The organism is Planctomonas psychrotolerans (assembly GCF_008642235.1).
GTDB lineage: Bacteria > Actinomycetota > Actinomycetes > Actinomycetales > Microbacteriaceae > Planctomonas > Planctomonas psychrotolerans.
Genome location: NZ_SJEV01000001.1, coordinates 2,385,625 through 2,406,373, shown reverse-complemented (window position 1 = coordinate 2,406,373; position 20,749 = coordinate 2,385,625). Strand labels below are relative to the sequence as shown.

Annotated in this window: 19 protein-coding genes and 1 pseudogene; 10 read left to right on the top strand and 10 right to left on the bottom strand. The window is 70.6% G+C overall.

Annotated elements, in window-relative coordinates; all coding sequences use genetic code 11:
- Positions 1 to 27: 27 nt before the first annotated feature.
- The gene (locus EY822_RS11095; RefSeq protein WP_227497223.1) at positions 28 to 3,234 is read right to left on the bottom strand and encodes an ATP-dependent helicase; all 3,207 of its coding nucleotides are present in this window, start codon (positions 3,232 to 3,234) and stop codon (positions 28 to 30) included.
- Positions 3,235 to 3,342: 108 nt separating this feature from the next.
- Here EY822_RS11095 and EY822_RS11090 point away from each other — a divergent pair, with 108 nt between their 5' ends.
- A complete protein-coding gene (locus EY822_RS11090) occupies positions 3,343 to 3,567 on the top strand; it encodes a DUF3107 domain-containing protein (RefSeq protein ID WP_150308315.1) in 225 nt (74 codons plus the stop codon).
- A gap of 11 nt (positions 3,568 to 3,578) precedes the next feature.
- Positions 3,579 to 3,869: a hypothetical protein gene (locus EY822_RS11085; RefSeq protein WP_150308314.1), complete on the top strand. Its 291-nt coding sequence runs from the start codon at positions 3,579 to 3,581 to the stop codon at positions 3,867 to 3,869.
- Positions 3,870 to 3,912: 43 nt separating this feature from the next.
- On the opposite strand, the gene EY822_RS11080 is transcribed toward EY822_RS11085, so the two are convergent.
- Positions 3,913 to 4,635, bottom strand: coding sequence for a ferritin-like fold-containing protein (locus EY822_RS11080; protein WP_227497222.1), 723 nt, complete (start codon positions 4,633 to 4,635; stop codon positions 3,913 to 3,915).
- A 148-nt stretch (positions 4,636 to 4,783) separates the two neighbouring features.
- Here EY822_RS11080 and EY822_RS11075 point away from each other — a divergent pair, with 148 nt between their 5' ends.
- The gene (locus EY822_RS11075) at positions 4,784 to 6,229 is read left to right on the top strand and encodes a DEAD/DEAH box helicase (protein ID WP_150308312.1); all 1,446 of its coding nucleotides are present in this window, start codon (positions 4,784 to 4,786) and stop codon (positions 6,227 to 6,229) included.
- A 109-nt stretch (positions 6,230 to 6,338) separates the two neighbouring features.
- On the opposite strand, the gene EY822_RS11070 is transcribed toward EY822_RS11075, so the two are convergent.
- A complete protein-coding gene (locus EY822_RS11070; RefSeq protein WP_150308311.1) occupies positions 6,339 to 7,205 on the bottom strand; it encodes a PHP domain-containing protein in 867 nt (288 codons plus the stop codon).
- A 60-nt stretch (positions 7,206 to 7,265) separates the two neighbouring features.
- On the opposite strand from EY822_RS11070, the gene EY822_RS11065 reads away from it, so the two are divergent.
- Together EY822_RS11065 and EY822_RS11060 are read left to right on the top strand one after the other, a co-directional pair.
- Positions 7,266 to 8,294, top strand: coding sequence for an endonuclease/exonuclease/phosphatase family protein (locus tag EY822_RS11065; RefSeq protein ID WP_150308310.1), 1,029 nt, complete (start codon positions 7,266 to 7,268; stop codon positions 8,292 to 8,294).
- A 37-nt stretch (positions 8,295 to 8,331) separates the two neighbouring features.
- Positions 8,332 to 9,912 carry an aminopeptidase P family protein gene (locus tag EY822_RS11060; protein WP_406610246.1) on the top strand — a complete coding sequence of 527 codons (1,581 nt, stop codon included), beginning with the start codon at positions 8,332 to 8,334 and terminating at the stop codon, positions 9,910 to 9,912.
- Positions 9,913 to 9,975: 63 nt separating this feature from the next.
- Here EY822_RS11060 and EY822_RS11055 read toward each other — a convergent pair whose 3' ends face one another.
- Positions 9,976 to 10,638: a general stress protein gene (locus EY822_RS11055; protein WP_227497221.1), complete on the bottom strand. Its 663-nt coding sequence runs from the start codon at positions 10,636 to 10,638 to the stop codon at positions 9,976 to 9,978.
- A 56-nt stretch (positions 10,639 to 10,694) separates the two neighbouring features.
- Here EY822_RS11055 and EY822_RS11050 point away from each other — a divergent pair, with 56 nt between their 5' ends.
- From EY822_RS11050 to EY822_RS11040, 3 genes are read left to right on the top strand one after another with little or no spacing between them, the layout of a single operon-like run.
- Positions 10,695 to 12,023, top strand: coding sequence for a magnesium transporter MgtE N-terminal domain-containing protein (locus EY822_RS11050; protein WP_150308308.1), 1,329 nt, complete (start codon positions 10,695 to 10,697; stop codon positions 12,021 to 12,023).
- Between the two features lie 3 nt (positions 12,024 to 12,026).
- Positions 12,027 to 12,560: a DUF1003 domain-containing protein gene (locus EY822_RS11045; RefSeq protein ID WP_150308307.1), complete on the top strand. Its 534-nt coding sequence runs from the start codon at positions 12,027 to 12,029 to the stop codon at positions 12,558 to 12,560.
- Positions 12,553 to 13,725 carry a P-loop NTPase gene (locus EY822_RS11040; protein WP_227497220.1) on the top strand — a complete coding sequence of 391 codons (1,173 nt, stop codon included), beginning with the start codon at positions 12,553 to 12,555 and terminating at the stop codon, positions 13,723 to 13,725. Before EY822_RS11045 ends, EY822_RS11040 begins: the two co-directional genes overlap by 8 nt.
- 181 nt (positions 13,726 to 13,906) lie before the next feature.
- Here EY822_RS11040 and EY822_RS11035 read toward each other — a convergent pair.
- Positions 13,907 to 14,278: pseudogene (locus EY822_RS11035) on the bottom strand (Sec-independent protein translocase TatB); the annotation flags it as partial.
- 93 nt (positions 14,279 to 14,371) lie between these two features.
- Between EY822_RS11035 and EY822_RS11030 the strand changes: the two are divergent.
- On the top strand, positions 14,372 to 15,004 hold the full coding sequence (locus EY822_RS11030) for an O-methyltransferase (RefSeq protein ID WP_150308306.1): 633 nt from the start codon (positions 14,372 to 14,374) through the stop codon (positions 15,002 to 15,004).
- A 96-nt stretch (positions 15,005 to 15,100) separates the two neighbouring features.
- Here EY822_RS11030 and EY822_RS11025 read toward each other — a convergent pair whose 3' ends face one another.
- The 4 genes from EY822_RS11025 to EY822_RS11010 form a co-directional block, all read right to left on the bottom strand.
- Positions 15,101 to 15,274 carry a DUF3117 domain-containing protein gene (locus tag EY822_RS11025; RefSeq protein ID WP_150308305.1) on the bottom strand — a complete coding sequence of 58 codons (174 nt, stop codon included), beginning with the start codon at positions 15,272 to 15,274 and terminating at the stop codon, positions 15,101 to 15,103.
- Between the two features lie 68 nt (positions 15,275 to 15,342).
- Positions 15,343 to 16,575, bottom strand: coding sequence for a glycosyltransferase family 39 protein (locus EY822_RS11020; RefSeq protein ID WP_150308304.1), 1,233 nt, complete (start codon positions 16,573 to 16,575; stop codon positions 15,343 to 15,345).
- Entirely contained in the window at positions 16,557 to 17,675 is a 1,119-nt protein-coding gene (gene dapE, locus EY822_RS11015; protein ID WP_150308303.1) for a succinyl-diaminopimelate desuccinylase, read from the bottom strand. Before dapE ends, EY822_RS11020 begins: the two co-directional genes overlap by 19 nt.
- A 4-nt stretch (positions 17,676 to 17,679) precedes the next feature.
- Positions 17,680 to 18,237: a hypothetical protein gene (locus EY822_RS11010; RefSeq protein WP_150308302.1), complete on the bottom strand. Its 558-nt coding sequence runs from the start codon at positions 18,235 to 18,237 to the stop codon at positions 17,680 to 17,682.
- A gap of 44 nt (positions 18,238 to 18,281) precedes the next feature.
- Between EY822_RS11010 and dapD the strand changes: the two genes are divergently transcribed.
- Positions 18,282 to 19,277 (top strand): 2,3,4,5-tetrahydropyridine-2,6-dicarboxylate N-succinyltransferase, encoded by a 996-nt coding sequence (gene dapD, locus EY822_RS11005; protein ID WP_150308301.1) that lies wholly within the window; start codon positions 18,282 to 18,284, stop codon positions 19,275 to 19,277.
- A gap of 67 nt (positions 19,278 to 19,344) precedes the next feature.
- On the opposite strand, the gene EY822_RS11000 is transcribed toward dapD, so the two are convergent.
- Entirely contained in the window at positions 19,345 to 20,646 is a 1,302-nt protein-coding gene (locus EY822_RS11000; protein WP_150308300.1) for a citrate synthase, read from the bottom strand.
- Positions 20,647 to 20,749 lie beyond the last annotated feature (103 nt).

The following is a 20,749-nucleotide window of genomic DNA, read 5'->3' as shown; positions in this document are numbered from 1 at the left end:
TGGCCGTGCCGGTACCACGAGCGCCGCTCACGACGACACCGCCCGCACCACGTGGATGCGACAGGTCCCGAACGACCACGGGTCGAGGCAGTGCGCTCCGATCCGGGCGACGAACACCGAACCCGCCATGCCCTCCGCGTCGGCGGCGACCCGGCGCCGGAAGGCGTCGAGCTCGTCCTCCGCGAACGCCTCCTGCATCGGGTCGTAGTACGGCTTCGCGCGGGTGCCCTTCGACACGACGACGAGCTTCGCGCCGCCGGACGGGAGCTCGGCCGGCAAGCCCTCGATGCGTCCGGAGGCGAAGGCGAGCTGGTAGGCGCCGAGCTGCGGATGGTCGGCGACCGCGGCGTTCGAGGTCGGGGCGTGCTTGCCGGTCTTCAGATCCACGATGACCGCGCTGCCATCGGCCAACTGCTCGATGCGGTCGATGCTGCCGCTCAGCACCGCCTCCCCCGTGTCGAGTTCGATGGGCAGCCGGAAGCGACGCTCGGCGGTGAGGAGCGTGCCGCCCGCACGCTCGAAATCGGTGAGGTAGGCCGACAAGCGGCCGGTCATCTCGCGGGCACGCACCTTCTCGACCTCCGACTGCCATGGCGCCTCGAAGGTGAATTCCCCCCAGCGGGACTCGACCGCCTCCCAGAGGGCCTCCGGCCGGATGTCCGTGGCGGTCTCCATCACGCTGTGCAGCACGGTGCCGAGTCCGGCCGAGGTCGACCCGGAATCGCCGCCAACCTGGGCGATGAACCAGTGCAGCGGGCAGGTCTCGTACGACTCCATGCGCGACGGCGAGACGCTGACCGGTTCCGCGTCGTCGTCGCTGAGGTCGACGAGCGGAGCGGTGATGCTCAGCGGTCGCATGCCGTACCACTCGCCCGGATCGGCCCCTGGCACCTGTTCGGTGGCGAGTCGGGCGAGTCCGGCCGCCGCGGATGCGCTCGGCGAGGTGACGAGTTCGCGGCGCAGGCGCCCCACCATGCCGCGAAGGGACAGCGGATAACGCGGCAGCTCGCTTGCATCGCCCCGCGGCAGAAGCCGCAGGAAGGGCGACGGAAGCGCATCATCGCTGGCGACCGCGGTCACGACCACCTCGGCCGACGCCCGTGAGACCGCCTGGGCGAACATGCGGAGCTCATCGTGCAGCACAGCCGCACGCGGATCGGCATCGCCGACGGGTGAGCCGCCTCCCGCGACCGCGTCGATGTCCTGGGCCTGCAACAGCGAGCCGCGGATGCGGAGGTTGGGCCACACGTTCTCCTGCACGCCGGCGACGACCACGATGGAGAACTCCTCGCCGATGACCGACGAGGGCGTACCCACCAGCACGGCGTCGACGAGGGAACGCGGAGCAAGCGTGTCCTCGGGCACGTCGCTTCCCGTCCACGCGTCGAGGAAGACGCCGGGCGGGGACTCGGGGGTGCGTTCGACGAACCGCTTCGCCGCCGAGAAGAGCGCGACGACGGCGTCGAGGTTGCGGTTCGCCTCCTCCGCCACTATGCCGGTGCCGAGCGACCGCTCGCGCCACGGGCCGGCGAGACCGCTGCGCTGCCAGGCACCCCACAGCAACTCCTCGATGGTGCCGCCCGACGCCGCCTCGTCGATGGTGGCGCGGAGACTCGTTCCGAGTCGGGCCGCCGCCCGGGCCACCCGGTTGTCGATGAGGGCGAGCCGTTCCGGGAATCGGAGGCACTCGACGAGCAGGATCTCCGCGGAACGGTCCCCCGCCCCGGCGAGCTCGTCGTGCCGGAGTGCAGCCTTGAGGCGACGGAGCGACACCGAGTCGAGTCCGCCGAGCGGGCCGGTGAGCAGCCGCACCGCGGCATCCGGGTCGAGCGGCACCCGACCCAGCGCGACCTCGAGCAGGAGGATCAGGGCCCGCACCGCATACTCGTCGCGCACGGCCGTGCCCGCGCTCGACACGGTCGTCGGCACCTCGAGCGCCGCGAGGCCGCGCGAGAGCGATGGCACGAGGGAACCGCTCCGCACGACCACCGCCATCTCGTTCCAGGGCACCCCGTCGAAGACGTGGCGCTCGCGCAGCCTTCGGGCGATGAGCGCGAGTTCGTCGGCCGGCGACTCGACCTCGTACGCGACAGCGCCGGCGGAGCCGGCGACCGCTCGAGGTGAGTCGGCTCGGGGTGAGTCGGCTCGGGGTGAGTCGGCTCCGGCCGGGTCGCCCGGATGCGCGTGCACGCGCGCGGCGCTTCCGCGCTGCCGTCCTGCACCCGCGGTGCCGATCCGGGACGTGACCGCGGCGGTGAGCGCCCGCAACTCCGGTCCGTGCCGGTGCACGGTCTCGAGCGAGAGCACGGGCAGATCGGGCAGGCCGAGGTAGCCGCCCAGCCGCGCCACCGCATCCGGGATGGCCCCCCGGAAGGATCCGGTGGCGACATCGGGATCGCCGAAGGCGACCACGTGCACGCCGCGGCCCGCGAACGCCCGCACGAGGTTCAGCGTGGACCGGGTGGACTCCTGCGCGTCGTCGAGGATGATCAGGCGGAGCCGGCCGTGTCTGCCGAGGTCGGGGATCGCCCCGACAGTGGCCTGGGCCACGAGGGCGGACGCCTCGCGCACGAGTTCCGTCGAGTCGTAGTGGTGCTCGCGGAAGCCCGCCTTCACCTCGTCGTAGACGCGGATGAGGTCGGCCGCGGCCCCCCACGCCGGTCGATCGTGTCGGCGGCCCAGCGCGGCGAGCTCGTCCGGTCCGATCCCGTGCTCGGTGCAGCGCATCATAAGGTCGCGGAGTTCCGTGCGGAAACCGCGGAGTCGGCGGACGTCGGAGTCGAGCGGGGCGGGCCAGTCGGGCCCCGTTCCGTCGTCGATGTCGCCCTGCAGCAGGTCCGCGAGGATCGAGTCCTGCTCCCCACCGGTGAGGAGGCGAGGGGGCTCGTCCCCGGTGCGCGCCGCCGCGTCGGCGACGATCTCGAAGGCGAGGGACTGCGGCGTGCGCGCGAGCGGACCGAGCGTGGGCACGTCGAGCCGGAGCGCGAGACGATCGCGCAATCGGGTGGCCCCGGCGCGCGTGGGGGTCAGGACGAGGAGTTCGTCGGGCGACCAGCCCTGCTCGACGCGACGGGCGACGAGCTCGACGAGCGTAGTGGTCTTGCCCGACCCGGGCGCACCGAGGACCGCCGCACTCGATTCCTCCGGCAGTGCGAGCACCGTGGACTGGGAGGCATCGAGCGCCATCGGGGAAGAGCGGGGCTTCCGCGCCGGTTCGAATGCCAGTGTCGTCACGCCGAACAAGTTATAGCCTTCCGCCGACAGTGAACTCGACCGGGGCCGCGTGGCGGGTACCGTAGCCTTGGCTCGACCCCGTCGCCACGACGCATCGAAAGGCACCGCATGGACATCCGCATCGGAATCACCAACGCCCCCCGCGAGATCAGCTTCGAGACGAAGCAGTCCGCCACCGAGATCGAGGCGACCGTGGCGGAGGCCCTGGGGTCGAACAGCAGCCACATCTCCCTCACCGACGGCAAGGGTCGCATCTACATCGTTCCCACCGCTGTGCTCGCCTACGTGGAGATCGGCGCCGAAGAGGCCCGCCGCGTGGGCTTCGTCGGCTAGCCCTCCCCCGCATGGAACTGCTGTTCGTCGCCCTCGGCGGTGCGCTCCTCGGGATGGCCGCCCGTCTGGCCGTTCCCGGCAGGCAGACGCACGGTGCGGTGCTGGTCCCGGCCATCGGCACGGCCGCGGCGGCCGTCGTCTGGGTCGCGCTGACCTGGCTCGGCATGGCGTGGGACGGCGGCTGGATCTGGCTGCTCGCGCTGGTGTGCGCCGGGCTCAGCGCCGTCGCCGCCGCGGTGCTGATCGCCCGCTCCCGGGAGCGGGCCGACGATCGCTTCACCGCCGCCGCTCTTCGCGGCTGAGTCGCCCCGCCCACGCACCAGCCAGTCAGGACGCACTAGGCAGTCAGGCGGTCAGGCCCATCGAGTCCATCCGCCGGGTGTGCGCCGCGATGAGTTCGGCGAACACGGGCTCGAGTCGCGCTTCGGCGGACGAGGCGTCGGCCGACGCGATCATGGCGGACCGGGCGACGAGGAACGTGTCGCCGACCAGGCGACGCCCCCACATCGCGAGCCGGGAGCCGAGCGCCGGGTTGTCGGCGATCCCGCGCTTCACCGCATCGACGATGCCGGGGCGGCCGTCGCCGGACTCGAGGATCATTCGCACCCGGTCGCGGTACTCGGCCGGAAGGCCGGAGGCGAGGCGCACGAAGAAGTCGTCGAGCAGTCCTGCCGTGATGACGGCCGACACGAGCGTCTCGTACCAGTCGGCTCCCGAGACGAGCCGGGTGAACCGGTCGATCGATGCCGCGACGGGCTTCATCACCGTGGCGGGGTCGTCCCCGTGTCGCCGGATCTCGGCGGCGAGGGACTGGTGCCGGTTGAGGGCGATGCCCGCGGCCGTGCTGACCGCCTCCTTGCCGGGGAGGTCGGGTGCGGTGCCGACGGCGCGGGACAGCGTCTCGAATACGGCGAGCTGCAGGTAGGCGACCTGGCCCAGATAGGCGAGCAGATCGGGCGTGAACTCCTCGAGGCTGACGCGCTCCACCTTCGTGGCGCGCCTGCTGTCCGAACGGATGCTCGGTCGAGGCGCATCGGCGTCTCGCGGCCGTCGGAACACAGTGAACACGCCCCAAGTGTAGATGCCGACCGGGTTGCGGTGCCGCGGCCCGCTAAACTGGGGGCGCTCCCTCATCGGAAGGGGGCATCCGCGCCCCAGAATCTCGGGCGCCACATCCAGCCGGACACCCGGCTCGCCGAATGACAGGGCTCATACGTTGACTTTTGCAGAACTCAATATCGAACAGGACATGGTCGACGCGCTCGCGTCGAAGGGGATTCTCGAACCGTTCCCCATCCAGACCCAGACCATCCCCCTCGCCCTCACCGGACAGGACATCATCGGCCAGGCGAAGACCGGAACGGGTAAGACCTTCGGCTTCGGTCTTCCGCTGGTCCAGAGCCTCGGCCTCGACCCGGAACCCGGTGTGCAGGCCCTCGTGGTGGTGCCGACCCGCGAACTCGCCGTCCAGGTCACCGAAGACCTCGAGCTCGCCGCCAGCAACCGCCCCACGAAGATCGTGTCGATCTACGGCGGCAAGGCGTACGAGGGACAGATCGAGCAGTTGAAGGCCGGTGCTCAGATCGTGGTCGGCACACCTGGACGCCTGCTCGACCTGGCCGGGCAGCGCCTCCTGACCCTCTCCAAGGTCAAGGTCATGGTGCTGGACGAGGCCGACAAGATGCTCGACCTCGGTTTCCTCTCCGACGTGGAGAAGTTGTTCGCTCAGACGCCGCCGCTGCGGCACACCATGCTGTTCTCGGCCACGATGCCGGGCCCGGTCGTGGCCCTGGCGCGTCGCTTCATGAGCCGACCCATCCACATCCGCGCGACGGATCCGGATGAGGGCATCATGCAGGCGAACATCAAGCACCACGTGTTCCGTGCGCACAATCTCGACAAGGACGAGGTCGTCGCACGCATCCTGCAGGCGGAGGGTCGCGGCAAGACCGTGGTCTTCACCCGCACGAAGCGCGCCGCGGCGCGACTCGTCGAGGAACTCAACGATCGCGGCTTCAATGCGGCCGCCGTGCACGGCGACCTCAACCAGGAGCAGCGCGAGCGGGCCATGGCCGCGTTCAAGGCGGGCAAGAAGGACATCCTCATCGCCACCGACGTCGCGGCGCGGGGCATCGACGTGGATGACGTCACCCACGTGATCAATCACACCATTCCCGAGGACGACAAGGCCTACCTGCACCGCGTGGGACGCACCGGTCGCGCGGGGAAGACCGGCATCGCCGTGACGTTCGTCGACTGGGACGACCTGCACAAGTGGGCGCTCATCAACCGCGCGCTCGACTTCGGCCAGCCGGAGCCGCTCGAGACCTACTCGTCCTCGCCGCACCTCTACACCGAGCTGAACATCCCCGAGGGGTCGAAGGGGCGACTGAAGCCCACGCCCGCCGTCAAGGCGGATGTGCCCGCCTCGCGGGAGCGCGGCGGCGACCGGCCGCCGCGTGATGGCGATCGCAGTCGCTCGCGCAGCCGCACCCGCTCGTCCGATACCGCAGCCTCCGACTCCTCGACCGAGGACGCGAAGGCCGCCGCCGGTACGCACGGCGGGCACGGCGGAGACCACGGCGACGGGCAGACCCGCCCCCGCTCGCGCAACCGACGTCGCCGAAGCGGCGGGCAGCGGCCGAGCACGCCCACCGTCTGACGCAGCGCACCCAGCGATCCGAACCCGGCCTCCTCACATGAGGGGCCGGGTTCGGTCGTTCCGGGGCCACGCAGGGACCGGGTCCGCGCCGTTCGCGCGGGACGAGCGGTCAGGGCAGGATCGGGGCCGATCCGGTGGCGAGATCGAGGATGCGCTCGGTCACCTCGGCCGACGTGGTGTTCTCGCCCAACCGGTTGGGCTTGCCCGCGCCGTGGTAGTCGCTCGAACCGGTGACAGCGAGGCCGAAGCGGCGCGCGAGTTCGTGCAAACGCTCCTTGCCGTCGCGCGTGTTCTCGCGATGATCGATCTCGAGGCCGAAGAGTCCGGCGTCCACGAGCTCCGCCAGGTGGGCCTCGCCGATCACCCGGCCGCGCCCGCCGGTGCCGGGATGCGCGAGCACCGGCACTCCGCCGGCGGCGCGCACGAGGCGGACGCCGGTGAGCGGGTCGGGCGCGTAATGCGGCTGGAAGTAGCCGCCCCGCCAGTGCAGGATCGTCTCGAACGCGATGCTCCGGGTCGCGACGAAGCCGCGCGCGACGAGCGCGTCGGCGATGTGCGGGCGGCCCACCGTGCCGCCGGGCACGGTCTGCTCCAGCACGTCGTCCCAGCTGAGGTCGTAGTCCACCGCCAGGCGCCGCACGATGCTCTCGGCGCGGTCCCGGCGTCCGGCGCGGATGCGCGCCGTCTCGGCGACGAGACCGGGATGCTCCGGGTCCATCAGGTAGCCGAGGAGGTGCACGCTCGCCCGCTCGACGCGGGTGCTGAGCTCCATGCCGGGGATCAGTGCGAGACCTTGCGCCCGGGCCTCGAGCGCGGCCTCGGCCCAGCCCGCGGTGGAGTCGTGGTCGGTGAGGGCGATCGTGCCGAGCCCGGCGACGCTCGCCGCTCGCACGAGTTCGGCGGGAGTCTCCGTCCCGTCCGACACGCTGCTGTGCGCATGCAGGTCGATCGAACCTGCGGGCAGCGGCGAGGACATCCTGCAATCGTAAGGCGAAATACGGCCCTCCCAGATTCGCCCCGCTACAGTTGCACGGTCATGTTCCGCCGGATCCTCGCCGCCGCCACCATTCTTCTCGTGGCCGCCGTCGCCCTCATCGCGGTGTGGCCGCAGGTGTTCGGGCTGGAGAAGACCTTCGTCGTCGCCCAGGTGGTGTCTCTCCGCGCGGCCGCCGCCCTCGGCGCGCTGCTCGTCGCGGTCGGCACCGTCGTGCTCGCCCTGGCGGTCCGCCGCGCGAGGCGCTTCGCCGCCTCGATCCTGGTCGTGCTTCTCGCGTTCATGGCCGCGACCGGCGTCGTGCTGTCCAGCCGGGGCTTCGGCAACGAGGAGTTCGCCGAGAAGGGCGACTACGACGTGACCGTGCTCTCGTGGAACACCCTGGGGGGCGCGACGGGGGCGGACTCCATCGTCGACCTGGCGCTGGAGACCAACGCCGACGTGATCGCCCTGCCCGAGACGACCGAGGAGATCGGCACGGCAGTGGCGGATGCCATGGCCGCCGCCGGCACCCCGATGCAGACCTTCACCACGGCGTACGACAACATCGCGTTCGCCCGCTCCACCACCCTGCTCATCCGCGTGGCCTACGGTCCGTACGTGAAGGAGGAGCAGGTGGGCAACACCACCGTGCTCCCCACCGTGATCGCCGTGCCCGCCGACGGCAAGGGACCGGTCATCGCCGCGGTGCACCCGGTCGCGCCCATCGCAGCGGAGATGCACAACTGGCGCAGCGACCTCGAGTGGCTGGGCTCGCGCTGCGACGAGGGCAACGTCATCCTCGCCGGGGACTTCAACGCGACGCTCGACCACATGGCCGACTACGGCGGACGGCGCACCGACGGCGACCAGATCACGAGCCTCGGGAACTGCGTCGACGGCGCCCTCGCCACCGGCAACGCGGCCGTGGGCACCTGGCCGGCATCCGCTCCCGCCCTGCTCGGCACGCCCATCGATCACGTGATGGCCACGGCGGGCTGGCACTTCAGCGGATTCCGGGTGGTCGACGACCGCAACGACGCCGGGAGCGACCACCGGCCGGTGGTGGCGCAGCTGACACCGCTCCGCTGACCGGTCGCGAGTCACTGCCGGATGGCAGAATGGGATGATGGCCGACTCCCTGCTGCCCACCTCCTCCTCGACCCCGGACGCGACTGCTGCACCGGACGCCACGCCGGTGACGCCCGAGGCCGCTCCCGCCCCGCGCGCCACCGAGAACCGCTCGACCACTCCGGTCGGCACTCGATTCCGCGACTACATCTCGACCGGCTGGGCCGAACGCGACGAGACCGATCCGCCCGCCCGGGAGCAGGCCGCATGGGCTGCCTCGCGGCGGGAGCGCATCTCCGCGCTGCACCCCGGCACGAGGATCGTCGTTCCCGCGGGAAGCCTCAAGCAGCGGTCGAATGACACCGATTACCCGTTCCGCGCCCACTCCGCGTTCGCGCACCTCACCGGATGGGGCGCGGACTCCGAGCCGGGCTCGGTGCTGGTGCTCGAGCCGTCCGACGACGGCCACGACGCCGTCCTGTACTTCCGTGAGCGCGCCGGCCGCGACTCCGACGAGTTCTACGCCAATCCCGAGATCGGCGAGTTCTGGATCGGCCCGCGCCCCTCCCTGCGTCAGGTGGCGGCCGACCTCGGCCTGCGGACGCGAGACCTCGCCGACCTCGACGCCGCACTGCTAAGCGCGCCGTCGGGCGACCCCGCCGGGACCGGCGACACTGCGATCGTGCGCGAGGCGGACCCGGCCATCACCGACCGGGTTGACGCGGCCCGCGACGCCGCATCCGACGAATCTTCTCGATCCGGCGAGTCCTCCGCGGACGCCGACCTGTCGCGGTCCCTGTCGGAACTCCGCCTGGTGAAGGACGACTTCGAAATCGCGGAGATGCGTGCCGCCGTGGCGGCGACCGGCCGCGGCTTCGACGACGTGATCCGCGAACTGCCGCGCATCCTCGCCCACGACCGCGGCGAACGGATCGTGGAAGGCGTGTTCAACGGACGCGCCCGCGCCGACGGGAACACCGTCGGGTACGACACCATCGCCGCCGCCGGGGCCCACGCCTGCATCCTGCACTGGACCCGCAACGACGGTCCGGTCGAGCCCGGCAGCATGATCCTGATCGACGCCGGCGTGGAGCTCGAGACCTACTACACGGCCGACATCACGCGCACGCTCCCCGTGGACGGAACGTTCACCCCCGTGCAGCGCGAGGTGTACGAGGCCGTGCGCGAGGCGGCCGACGCGGCCCTCGCGATCGTGCGCCCCGGGATCCGGTTCCGGGAGGTGCACGCCGCCGCCATGGCCGTCATCGCCCGGAAGACGGCGGACTGGGGCATGCTCCCCGTGAGCGCGGAGGAGGCGATGCAGCCCGAGAACGCGCATCACCGCCGCTACATGGTGCACGGCACGAGCCACCACCTCGGGATCGACGTGCACGACTGCGCTCAGGCGCGCCGCGACCTCTACCTCGACGGCATCCTGCAGCCCGGCATGGTGTTCACGATCGAGCCCGGACTCTACTTCCAGCCCGACGATCTCACCGTGCCCGAGCGGTTCCGCGGCATCGGCGTGCGCATCGAGGACGACATCCTCGTGACGACGTATGGCGCGGAGAACCTGTCGATCGACATCCCCCGCACCGCCGACGACGTGGAGGCGTGGATCGCTCGACTGCGCGCCTGAGCGCGGGCGCTAGCGACTGAGCCCGGGCGCGCGCGCCAGCACCGGACGTGGTCCGCTGGCTGCTCAGTCGCGCGGGCGCTCGGGGCCGGGCGCGGGCTCGTCGACCGGGTCGGCCACGGGGGCGGACTCGCCGTAGGCGGGCCGGGCTGTGCCGACCGTCCGCTGCGGCCGCTCCGTCGATGCGGGGATGCCGCCCTCCGCGTCGGAACCCTCCGTCACCACGGGGGCGGGGACGGTGCCGTAGGGCGTCTCCACGCCCAGCACGTTGCGGGCGCGATTCACGCTGTCCGGCTCGACGAGGATGGAGTAGGTGCTCGAGATCACCTGCATGATCGACGTGAAGTCGCGGCGACGCCGGGAGATGGAATAGCTGACGATGCTGAAGATCATGCCGAAACCGGCACCGATCAGCGCGGCGGCGAAGACGAACGACATGTCCGGGGCACCGGAGAAGAGGAAGAGCACCAGTCCGAAGAACAGACCGAGCCAGGCGCCGCTCGCGGCACCCGCCCCCGCGGCCTTCGCGTAGGTGAGCTTTCCGGTCACCCGCTCCACGGTCTTGAGGTCGTTTCCGACGATCGAGACCTGCTTCACCGGGAAGTCCGCTTTCGCGAGAGTGTCCACCGCCGCCTGCGCCTCGGCATACGTGTCGTAGGTCGCGACGGCCTCGCCCCGGGGAATGGTGGGAAGGGCTGAGCGGCCGCGGCCGAAGAGTGGATTGGTCACTCCCCCAGTGTCCCACGCGGGCCATCGGTGGGTTGAGCAGCAACTAAGTTAGACCTGTGAGTGCGTCCCGCGTCTTCGTAGCCCGTCTGGCCGGCTGCAGCGTCTTCGACCCCGTCGGCGACCGCGTCGGGCGCGTGCGCGACGTGCTCGTCGTCTACCGTCGCGCGGATCCGCCGCGGGTCGTCGGGCTCGTCGTCGAGATCCCCGGGAAGCGGCGCGTGTTCGTGTCGATCGGCCGGGTCACCAGCATCGGTTCCGGTCAGATCATCACGACCGGACTGATCAACCTCCGTCGGTTCGAACAGCGCGGCGGAGAGGTGCGCGTGATCGCCGAGATGCTCGGTCGTCGCGTGACCCTGCGGGACGGATCCGGCGAGGCGACCGTCGAGGACGTGGCCATCGAGGAGATGGGCACCGGCGAGTGGGAGGTCAGTCAGCTGTTCTGCCGGCGTCCCAAGACCGGCGCCTCCCCCTTCGCCAAGGGGGCCACCCTGTTCGCGAACTGGGAAGAGGTCACCGAGCGGCTCGTGGCCGGTGAATCGCAGTCGGCGAGCCAGCTCCTCGCCGCCTACTCCGATCTCAAGCCCGCCGACCTCGCCAACACGCTCCTCGACCTGTCGGAGGAGCGGCGCATCGAGGTGGCGGAGGAGCTGTCCGACGACCGCCTCGCCGACGTGCTCGAGGAGATGCCCGAGAGTAACCAGGTCGAGATTCTCGGCAGCCTCGGCGACGACCGGGCCGCCGACGTGCTCGACCAGATGCAGCCCGACGACGCCGCCGACCTCATCGCCCAACTGACCGACGAGCGCGGCGAAGCGCTTCTCGCGCTCATGCAGCCCGAGGAGGCGCAGGACGTGCGCATGCTGCTGAGCTACGCGCCCGACACCGCCGGTGGACTGATGACCACCGAACCGATCATCGTCTCGGCCGACGCCACCGTGGCGGAGGGCCTCGCCCTCATCCGCCGGCACGAGCTCGCACCCGCCCTCGGCGCGGCCATCTGCGTGACCCTGCCGCCGTACGAGGCGCCCACCGGCCGCTTCCTCGGCATGGTGCACTTCCAGCGGATGCTCCGCTACCCGCCGCACGAACGGCTCGGCACGCTGCTCGACCAGGGTCTCGAACCCGTGCGGGCGGAGACGTCGGCGGCCGAGGTGTCCCGGATCCTCGCGAGTTACGACCTCGTGTCGGTGCCCGTGGTGGATGGGAACCACCGTCTCGTCGGGGTGGTGACGATTGACGACGTGCTCGACCACCTGCTGCCCGACGATTGGCGCAGCTCGGACGGCGAGCGCGAGATCCGCAAACGCGCGGCTGCGCGATATCAGGGCACGGCGACGGCCGGGATCCCGACGGCACACACACCAGGACGAGGACGGAGGTAGAGCATGGCACGGACAGCCAACCGCGAGCCGCGTCTCGACGCCCCCAAGGGTCTCCGAACGACCGTGCTGCGGCAGCGTGTGAGCCGGGACCGCTTCGGCCGCTTCACCGAGGGCGTGGCGCGGGCCATGGGCACGCCGTGGTTCCTGCTCGGCCTCACCGTCTTCGCCGGTGCCTGGCTCGTCTACAACACCTGGGGTCCCCCCGAAGTACGGTTCGACTCGGCCGAGTACGGCTTCACGGTGCTCACGCTCATCCTGTCCCTGCAGGCCTCCTACGCCGCCCCGCTCATCCTGCTCGCGCAGAACCGCCAGGACGACCGTGACCGCGTGCAGATCGAGCAGGACCGGCAGCGCACCGAGCGCAACGTGGCGGACGTGGAATACCTCGCCCGCGAGGTCGTGGCGCTCCGTCTGCAGATGAAGGACATGGCGTCGAAGGACTTCATCCGCGCCGAACTCCGCTCGCTGCTCGAGGAGCTCGACCGCCGCGACGACGCCGACCTCTCCGTTCCGGCGGAGTCGCCCCAGGGTGCCTGACACCGCAGAGACGGGCGGGCCGCACGACGACGACCGTGTGCGCGCCGTCCGGGCCGCCCTCGCCACGGTGATCGACCCGGAGATCCGGCGGCCCATCACCGAGCTCGACATGGTCGAGGACGTGTCGGTGGCCGATGACGGCGAGGTCGCCGTCGGCATCCGTCTCACCATCGTGGGCTGCCCGGCGGCCGCGACCATCGAACGCGACGTGCACGACGCGGTCGCGGCCGTGCCCGGTGTCCGCTCGGTCGTCGTCTCCGTGGGGGTGATGACCCCGGCGCAGCGCACCGCGCTCACCGAGCGCCTGCGGGGCCCGGGTGCCGCGCGCACCGTGCAGTTCGGGCCGGATTCGCTCACCCGCGTCTACGCGATCACCAGCGGCAAGGGCGGCGTGGGCAAGTCCACGATCACCGCCAACCTCGCGGTGGCCCTCGCCGCGCGCGGCCTCGCCGTCGGCGTGGTGGACGCGGACGTGTACGGGTTCTCGATCCCCGGCATCCTCGGGCTCGTGGACGACGCGGGCAACGCGGTGAAGCCGACGCAGGTGAACGACATGATCCTGCCGCCCCTCGCGCACGACGTGAAGGTGATTTCGATCGGCATGTTCGTCGATGGCAACGCCGCCGTCGCCTGGCGCGGGCCGATGCTGCACCGCACGATGACGCAGTTCCTCACCGACGTGTTCTTCGGAACGCTCGACGTGCTGCTTCTCGACCTGCCGCCCGGTACCGGAGACATCGCCATCTCGCTGGGCCAGCTGCTGCCGAACGCCGAGGTCATCGTCATCACCACACCGCAGCCCGCCGCCGCCGACGTGGCGGAGCGCAGCGGGATCGTCGCCCGGCAGACGGGACAGCGGGTGTACGGCGTGATCGAGAACATGGCGGGGCTCGTGCAGCCCGACGGTTCCGTGCTCGATGTGTTCGGCTCGGGCGGGGGCGACGAGGTCGCCGCCCGCCTCTCGGTCGGGCAGGACGCTCCGGTGCCGGTGCTCGCCTCCGTTCCGCTCAGCGTGGCGCTGCGGCGTGGCGGGGATGCCGGCACGCCGATCGTGCTTGCCGACCCGGACGATCCCGCGGCCGTCGCGATCTCGTCGGTCGCCGACACGCTCGCGTCCCGACCCCGGAACCTCTCCGGGCGACGATTGACCATCGCCCCGCGCTGACGCTCGGCCGCACGCCGTTGAAGGCGCGGATACCCGGTCGGGGTCAGGTGGCTTCGGAGTCGTACGGCGCGGGAACGGGCGACGCGCTGCGCCCGGGAGTCGTCACGAGCGGATCCCCGCCGGCCGAGTCGCCCGCCACGGAATCGCCCACCACGGAGCCCGCGAGAGGGTCGCCCGGCACGGAGTCTCCCGCCACGGGATCCGCGGCGCGATCCTCCGCACGCTCCCGCGCGAGGCGGGCGCGCTTGGCCGCCGGAGTCTCGACGGGCGTGCGCGGCCGCACCACGCGAGGCGGCGGTTCATCGTCGAGCAGAGCCTCACGGATGATCCGGCGCGGGTCGTACTGGCGCGGGTCGAGTTTCTGCCAGTCGACGTCGTCGAAGTCGGGACCCAGCTCTTCGCGCATGCGCTCCTTGGCCCCGGTGGCCATCTTGCGGAGGCTCTTCACCAGGTCGGCCAGCTTCTGCGCGTAGTAGGGCAGCCGGTCGGGTCCGAGCAGGAAGACGGCAATGATGCCGATCAACAGCAGCTTCTCGAAGGTGAGCCCGAACACGCTTTCACAATAGCCGTGAAATCGGTGCACCTTGCGCGCCGCCACACGGCCTCCCGCGCACGCACTAGCCTTGAGGCGCGTAAGGAGCCCCAAGTGTCTGACAAAGAATCCAACTGGAAGTTCGCCGAGGACTTCGTCGTCGAGCCCGATTACATCGCCGCCGCGCGGCAGCACTCGTTCGAACTCGGCATCGAGGCCATCTCGTCGGCGGTGGGAGCGCAGGCCGCCCTGGTGGCCGCCGCAGCGCGCGCGACCGCCATCATCGAGATCGGCACGGGCGTGGGCGTGTCGGGGCTGTGGCTGCTGTCGGGGGCACCGCGGGCCACGCTCACCTCGATCGACAGCGAGCTCGACCACCAGCAGACCGCACGCTCCGCGTTCGCCGACGCGGGCATCCCGGGTAACCGGGTGCGGCTCATCACGGGCCGGGCCCGCGACGTGCTCCCCCGCATGAACGAGGCGTCGTACGACATCGTCTTCATCGACGCAGATCCCGCCTCCGTGATCGAGTACGTGGAGCACGCCCTGCGTCTGGTGCGGGTGGGCGGCGCCGTTCTGGTGCCGCACGCCCTGTGGAAGGGCCGCGTTGCGAATCCGACCGCCCGGGACGACACGTCGGTGGCGTTCCGGAACCTGCTGCAGGAGATCTCCGCGTCACCGGCCGTGACGGCCGCGCTGTCCCCGGCGGGCGACGGGCTGCTTCAGCTCATCAAGCTCGGCCGCTGACCCGCCGGAAAGCTGACGCGCCGGAAGCCATCCGGGCCACGAGAAACGACGCCGGGAAGCGAGGCCCGGCGTCGTTCTCTCGTGCGCTGAAGTCTGTTACCGGGGAGCGACCACGCCGGCGAGGGCGTCATGCAGTTCCTTGGCCTCCGCGTCGTTGACGGAGACCACGAGCCGCCCGCCGCCTTCCAGCGGCACGCGAACGATGATGAGGCGCCCCTCCTTCACAGCCTCCATTGGTCCGTCCCCGGTTCTCGGCTTCATGGCTGCCATTAAGGTTCCTTTCGTGGATGTCCCCCTATTATCCGACATTCGTGCACGTTCTGAAAAATTGACCCGCCCTACGGCGGAGTCCAGTCGATTCCGTCGACCTGCCAGCAGGCCCACAACCAGGCCCACTGCCCGAGCAGACTGAGAGCGACCACGGAGGTGCGGTAGAGCCACGATCGGGGCTGCGCGACCGCCCCCAGCAGTGGGAACATCGGAAGCAGTAGCCGGAACGTGCTCGACTGCGGGAAGAAGACCGCCAGGAGGTACAGCCCGTAGCCGGCCAGCCAGATCCGCAGGTCGGTTCCGAGCCGTCGCACCGCGGGCAGGAACAGCACTCCCGCGAAGGCCAGCACGAGCAGGCACACCACGATCGGACCGGTCGGGTCGCCGAGCCACCAGGTCGCCCCCTGGAACCACGGGGTGAACGGGATCAGTTCGGTGTAGCCGATGTACGCCGACCGCCAGGCGAGCTCGGTGTCGGTGTAAGCGGTGGGCGAACCGGTGACCGCCCAGGCGATCGCCGGCCAGGAGAGCCCCATGACGCCGCTGAACCCGGCCGCGGTCGTTGCGAGCACCGCCTCGCGGCGCGGGAAAGGGTCGCGACGTCGGGCGCCGAACCGCACGAGCACGTGGATGCCCAGTGCCAGCGCGAACGCGAGCCCTGTGGGGCGGGTGAGCGACATCACCGCGATCACGGGCAGGAGCCAGCCGTACCGGCGTCGCAGCAGCAGGTACAGGGCGACGCCGAGGAGCAGGGCCTGCATCGACTCGGCGTAGGACAGTTGCAGCAACGGGGACACCGGGGCCACGGAGAAGAGCAGCACGGCGAACGTGGCGGCGGACTCGTCGAGGACGAGACGCATCAACCGGTAGAACATCAGCACGGCTCCCACGCCGCAGGCGATGGACACCATCAGCGCCGAGATGTCCCAGCCCGCTCCCGACACGATCATGAGCGCGCGGACGACGGCCGGATACACCGGCATGAACGCCCAGGCGTTCTCCGCGACCTGCCCGCTCTCCGTGCGGGGCAGTTCGCTCGGATACCCCACGACGGCGACGATCTGGTACCAGTTGCCGTCCCAGATCGTGGCGTACTCCGCGTACCCGGGAGCGGCATCCGTCCACGGGTTCGCCTGCTGCCGGGCGGCGAACGACAGGATCATCGCCGTGGTCACGGCGCGGGCGCCCGCGTAGATCGTGAGGACGCGGGCCCACCAGGGAAGGCGGGCCCACCGCGTCCGGAGAGTAGACCCCCGCTCGCGCGGGGAGGAGGGTGAGGCGGTCAGCCCGCCGTCAGCCATGCGCGCAGGCCTCGTTCGCACTCCACGATCTGCTCGACGGAGACCCGCTCGTCGTCGGCGTGAGCCTTGATGGGGTCGCCCGGCCCGTAGTTGACGGCGGGAACACCGAGGGCGGAGAAGCGGGCGACATCGGTCCAGCCGTACTTGGGCTTCGCCTCACCGCCCACCGCGGCGAGGAAGTGCTTCGCGAGTTCGGCGTCGAGCCCGGGTCGGGCGCCCTCCGCCAGGTCGACCACGGTCATCTGCACGTCGGGGAAGAGCTCGGCGAGGTGGTCGATGGCCTCCTGACCGCTGCGACTCGGCGCGAAGCGGTAGTTGACGTGCACCATGCACTCGTCGGGGATGATGTTGCCCGCGATGCCGCCCGTGATGCCCACGGCGCTGAGACCCTCGCGGTAGACGAGCCCGTCGACCTCCACCTCGCGGGCGGTGTAGGCCGCCAGCGTCGCGAGGATGGGCGCTGCGGCGTGCACGGCGTTCGAGCCCACCCACGACCGCGCGGAGTGCGACCGGAGCCCGAAGGTTCGGAGCTCGACGCGGAGGTTGCCGTTGCAGCCGCCCTCGACCGACGAGTTGCTGGGCTCGCCGAGGATGGCGAAGTCGCCGGCGAGCAGTTCGGGTCGGGTGCGGGCGAGGCGTCCGAGTCCGTTGAGGGAGTCGGAGACCTCCTCGTGGTCGTACCAGATCCACGTCACGTCCACCACGGGTTCGGTGAGCTCCGCGGCGAGCTTGAGCTGCACCGCGACACCCGCCTTCATGTCGACGGTGCCCCGGCCCCACAGGTATTCGCCCGGCGTCTGTCCCGACGGGTGGTCGGCGTCGACCGTCTCGAAGCGGGTCGGCAGGTTGCCGTTCAGCGGGACGGTGTCGATGTGCCCCGCGATCACGGCTCGCTGGGCACGACCGAGGCTGGTGCGCGCGATCACCGCGTCGCCGTCGCGAATCACCTCGAGGTGGTCGAGCCCGGCGAGGCTCGCCTCGATGGCATCGGCGAGCGTGCCCTCGTTTCCGGAGACCGACTCGATGTCGCAGATCGCCCGGGTGATCGAGACGGAGTCGGAGGAGAGGTCGAGAGGAGGGTGCGCCGGTGTGGAGGACATCCGCTCAGTTTACGGAGGTGGGCGACGGAGTTCTCGGGATGCGGCGCACGGACGCACGGACGGTGAGATCGGCCACCAGCACCGCCACCGTGGTGAAGACGTAGTAGAAGCCGAACACGGCCACCATGATCGCCGACGGGAGCACCACGTCCATGTTGCGGAACCCGGCCACGGTGAGCCCCACGAGGTTGAGTACCGCGGACACGATGGTCGCCACGGATCCGGTCACCAGTGCCCAGCCGACCAGCCGCCAACGGGTGACGGGTACCGACGAGAGAAGGAGCAGCAGAAGCAGGGTGATGGCGATGAGCGGAAGCAGCAGCGAGAGCGTGTGCAGCGGGTTGCCGAACTCGGTCGCACCCTCCCAGTCCGCTGAGCCGCTTTCGCCGATCCCGTTCCCCCGGCCGGTCACGTCTTGCAGGGATGCTCGGGTGACGATGCCGAAGACGGTGGTGAGGATGAGCAGGTAGGCGAATGCGACACCGAGCATGCCGAGGAAGCGGCCGACCGGCAGTCCGGACCCGGCCCGCACCACGTGCGGGTTCGTCGCGTGCACCACCACCACCGCCTCCTGATTCCCTTCGGGCGTACCGATAATCTAAGGAAATGAGCATTTCCGCGCCCTCGTCCGACCAGTCTGTCGTGTCCGCCGCCCCTACGCATGCCTGGGGTTACGGTCTCGCGACCGTCTCCGGCGACGGCACGGTACTGGACACCTGGTATCCGGAGCCGCAGCTGGGAACGCTCCCTCCGGGGCGGGACCGCTGGATCGCTCCGGCATCGATCGAGGAGCTGGCGGGCGACGACCCGCGCCGCAACGTGCGCATCGACATCGTGACGCAGGAGATCGAGTTGGCGGCTCCCCCCGCCTCGACCGCCGACGCCTACCTCCGCCTCCACCTGCTCAGCCACCTGCTCGTGCGACCGAACACGGTGAACCTCGACGGACTGTTCGGACAGCTGCCCATCGTGGCGTGGACGAACGCGGGTCCCGTGCATCCGGATGACTTCTCCCGCCTGCGACCCGCGCTGCAGCGCGCCGGCATCGCAGCTCACGGCATCGACAAGTTCCCCCGGCTCACCGACTACGTGAGCCCGCCCCGCGTGCGCATCGCCGACGCGTCACGGGTGCGCCTCGGCGCCTACCTCTCCCCCGGTACGACGGTCATGCACGAGGGCTTCGTGAACTTCAACGCGGGCACCCTCGGCGCATCCATGGTCGAGGGCCGGATCTCGCAGGGTGTGGTCGTGGGCGACGGCAGCGACGTCGGCGGCGGCGCGTCGATCATGGGCACGCTGTCGGGCGGTGGAACCGAGCGGGTGGAGATCGGTGCCCGCGCGCTCCTCGGCGCCAATTCCGGGGTGGGCATCTCCATCGGGGACGACACCGTGGTGGAGGCCGGGCTGTACGTGACCGCCGGGACGAAGGTCGTACTGGTCGACGGCCCGCCGAAGGCCGACGGCTCACGTCGCTCGGTGAAGGCCGTCGAGCTCTCCGGCGTGCCGAACCTGCTGTTCCGCCGCAACTCGGTCACGGGCGCCGTGGAGGCCCTTCCCCGCACGGGGAGCGGCATCCAGCTGAACACCGCGCTGCACGCCTGATGCGCGGATGGCCCGGCACCTCAGGGGTGCCGGGCCATTCCGCGGACCTCGTCGGCGGCCGAACGGGTCAGCGGCTCGGCAGGTCCCTCGCCCCTGAGCCCACGTACAGCTGCTGCGGGCGGCCGATCTTGGTGGCCGGGTCCTCGTTCATCTCCCGCCAGTGGGCGATCCATCCCGGCAACCTGCCGAGAGCGAAGAGGGCGGTGAACATGCGCGTCGGGAAGCCGAGCGCCTTGTAGATCACGCCGGTGTAGAAGTCGACGTTCGGGTACAGGCGACGCTGGATGAAGTAGTCGTCGGCGAGGGCGACCGCTTCGAGTTCCTTGGCGATGTCGAGCAGCGGGTCGGAGATGCCGAGGGCGGCGAGCACCTCGTCGGCGCTCTCCTTCACGAGCTTCGCCCGCGGGTCGAAGTTCTTGTAGACGCGGTGCCCGAAGCCCATCAGGCGGACGCCGTCCTCCTTGTTCTTGACCCGCTCGACGAACCGGTCCACCGACTCGCCCGAGTCGCGGATGCGGGCCAGCATGGAGAGCACGGCCTCGTTCGCGCCGCCATGGAGCGGACCGAACAGGGCGTCGATGCCGGCGGACACCGAGGTGAACATGTTGGCGCCGGTCGAGCCGACGAGCCGCACGGTCGAGGTCGACGCGTTCTGCTCGTGGTCCTCGTGCAGGATGAGCAGGCGTTCGAGGGCGCGGGAGACCACGGGGTCGATCTCGTACGGTTCGGCGTTGTTGCCGAAGTTGAGACGCAGGAAGTTGTCGACGTAGCCGAGCGAGTTGTCGGGGTACAGGAACGCCTGGCCCATGCTCTTCTTGTGCGAGTAGGCGGCGATGACCGGCAGCTTGGCGATGAGGCGGATGGTGGCGAGCTCCACCTGCTCGGGGTCGGCGGGGCTCAGCGAGTCCTCGTAGTAGGTCGACAGGGCGGACACGCAGCTCGAGAGCACCGACATGGGGTGGGCGTTGGTGGGCAGGGCGCGGAAGACGCCCTTGAAGTCCTCGTGCAGCAGGGTGTGGCGGCGGATGTCGTCGTCGAACTTGCCGAGCTCGCTCGCGCTGGGCAGCTCCCCGTGGATCAGCAGCCAGGCCGTCTCCAGATAGGTGGACTGCGTGGCGAGCTGCTCGATCGGGTAGCCGCGGTAGCGCAGGATTCCCTGGTCGCCGTCGATGTAGGTGATCGCCGAGCGGGTCGAGGCGGTGTTGACGAATCCGGTGTCGAGCGTCGTGTACCCGGTCTGCTTGGTCAGGGTCGAGATGTCGATGCTGCTCGCCCCCTCCACCGCCTGGAGGATCGGGAATTCCGCCGTGCCGCCGGGGTAGCTGAGTACGGCCTTGTCCGCCTGATCGTTCTGCGCGACATCGCTCACGGCGCCTCCTTGATGCTGTGGTGGTGGGGTGCGCTCCGGGGAGCGAAGAACTTAACGAAGCCTAATCGGAGCGGACGGCAACTGTTGCATCCGCCAGTGCTGG

What these genes read in the sequence shown, in the direction of transcription:
- EY822_RS11070 (WP_150308311.1), bottom strand. Translation starts at nt 7,205, where the DNA reads ATGTCCTCGCCGCTGCCCGCAGGTTCGATCGACCTGCATGCGCACAGC.
- EY822_RS11090 (WP_150308315.1), top strand. Translation starts at nt 3,343, where the DNA reads ATGGACATCCGCATCGGAATCACCAACGCCCCCCGCGAGATCAGCTTC.
- EY822_RS11065 (WP_150308310.1), top strand. Translation starts at nt 7,266, where the DNA reads ATGTTCCGCCGGATCCTCGCCGCCGCCACCATTCTTCTCGTGGCCGCC.
- dapE (WP_150308303.1), bottom strand. Translation starts at nt 17,675, where the DNA reads ATGTCCTCCACACCGGCGCACCCTCCTCTCGACCTCTCCTCCGACTCC.
- EY822_RS11025 (WP_150308305.1), bottom strand. Translation starts at nt 15,274, where the DNA reads ATGGCAGCCATGAAGCCGAGAACCGGGGACGGACCAATGGAGGCTGTG.
- EY822_RS11060 (WP_406610246.1), top strand. Translation starts at nt 8,332, where the DNA reads ATGGCCGACTCCCTGCTGCCCACCTCCTCCTCGACCCCGGACGCGACT.
- EY822_RS11045 (WP_150308307.1), top strand. Translation starts at nt 12,027, where the DNA reads ATGGCACGGACAGCCAACCGCGAGCCGCGTCTCGACGCCCCCAAGGGT.
- EY822_RS11020 (WP_150308304.1), bottom strand. Translation starts at nt 16,575, where the DNA reads ATGGCTGACGGCGGGCTGACCGCCTCACCCTCCTCCCCGCGCGAGCGG.
- EY822_RS11085 (WP_150308314.1), top strand. Translation starts at nt 3,579, where the DNA reads ATGGAACTGCTGTTCGTCGCCCTCGGCGGTGCGCTCCTCGGGATGGCC.
- dapD (WP_150308301.1), top strand. Translation starts at nt 18,282, where the DNA reads ATGAGCATTTCCGCGCCCTCGTCCGACCAGTCTGTCGTGTCCGCCGCC.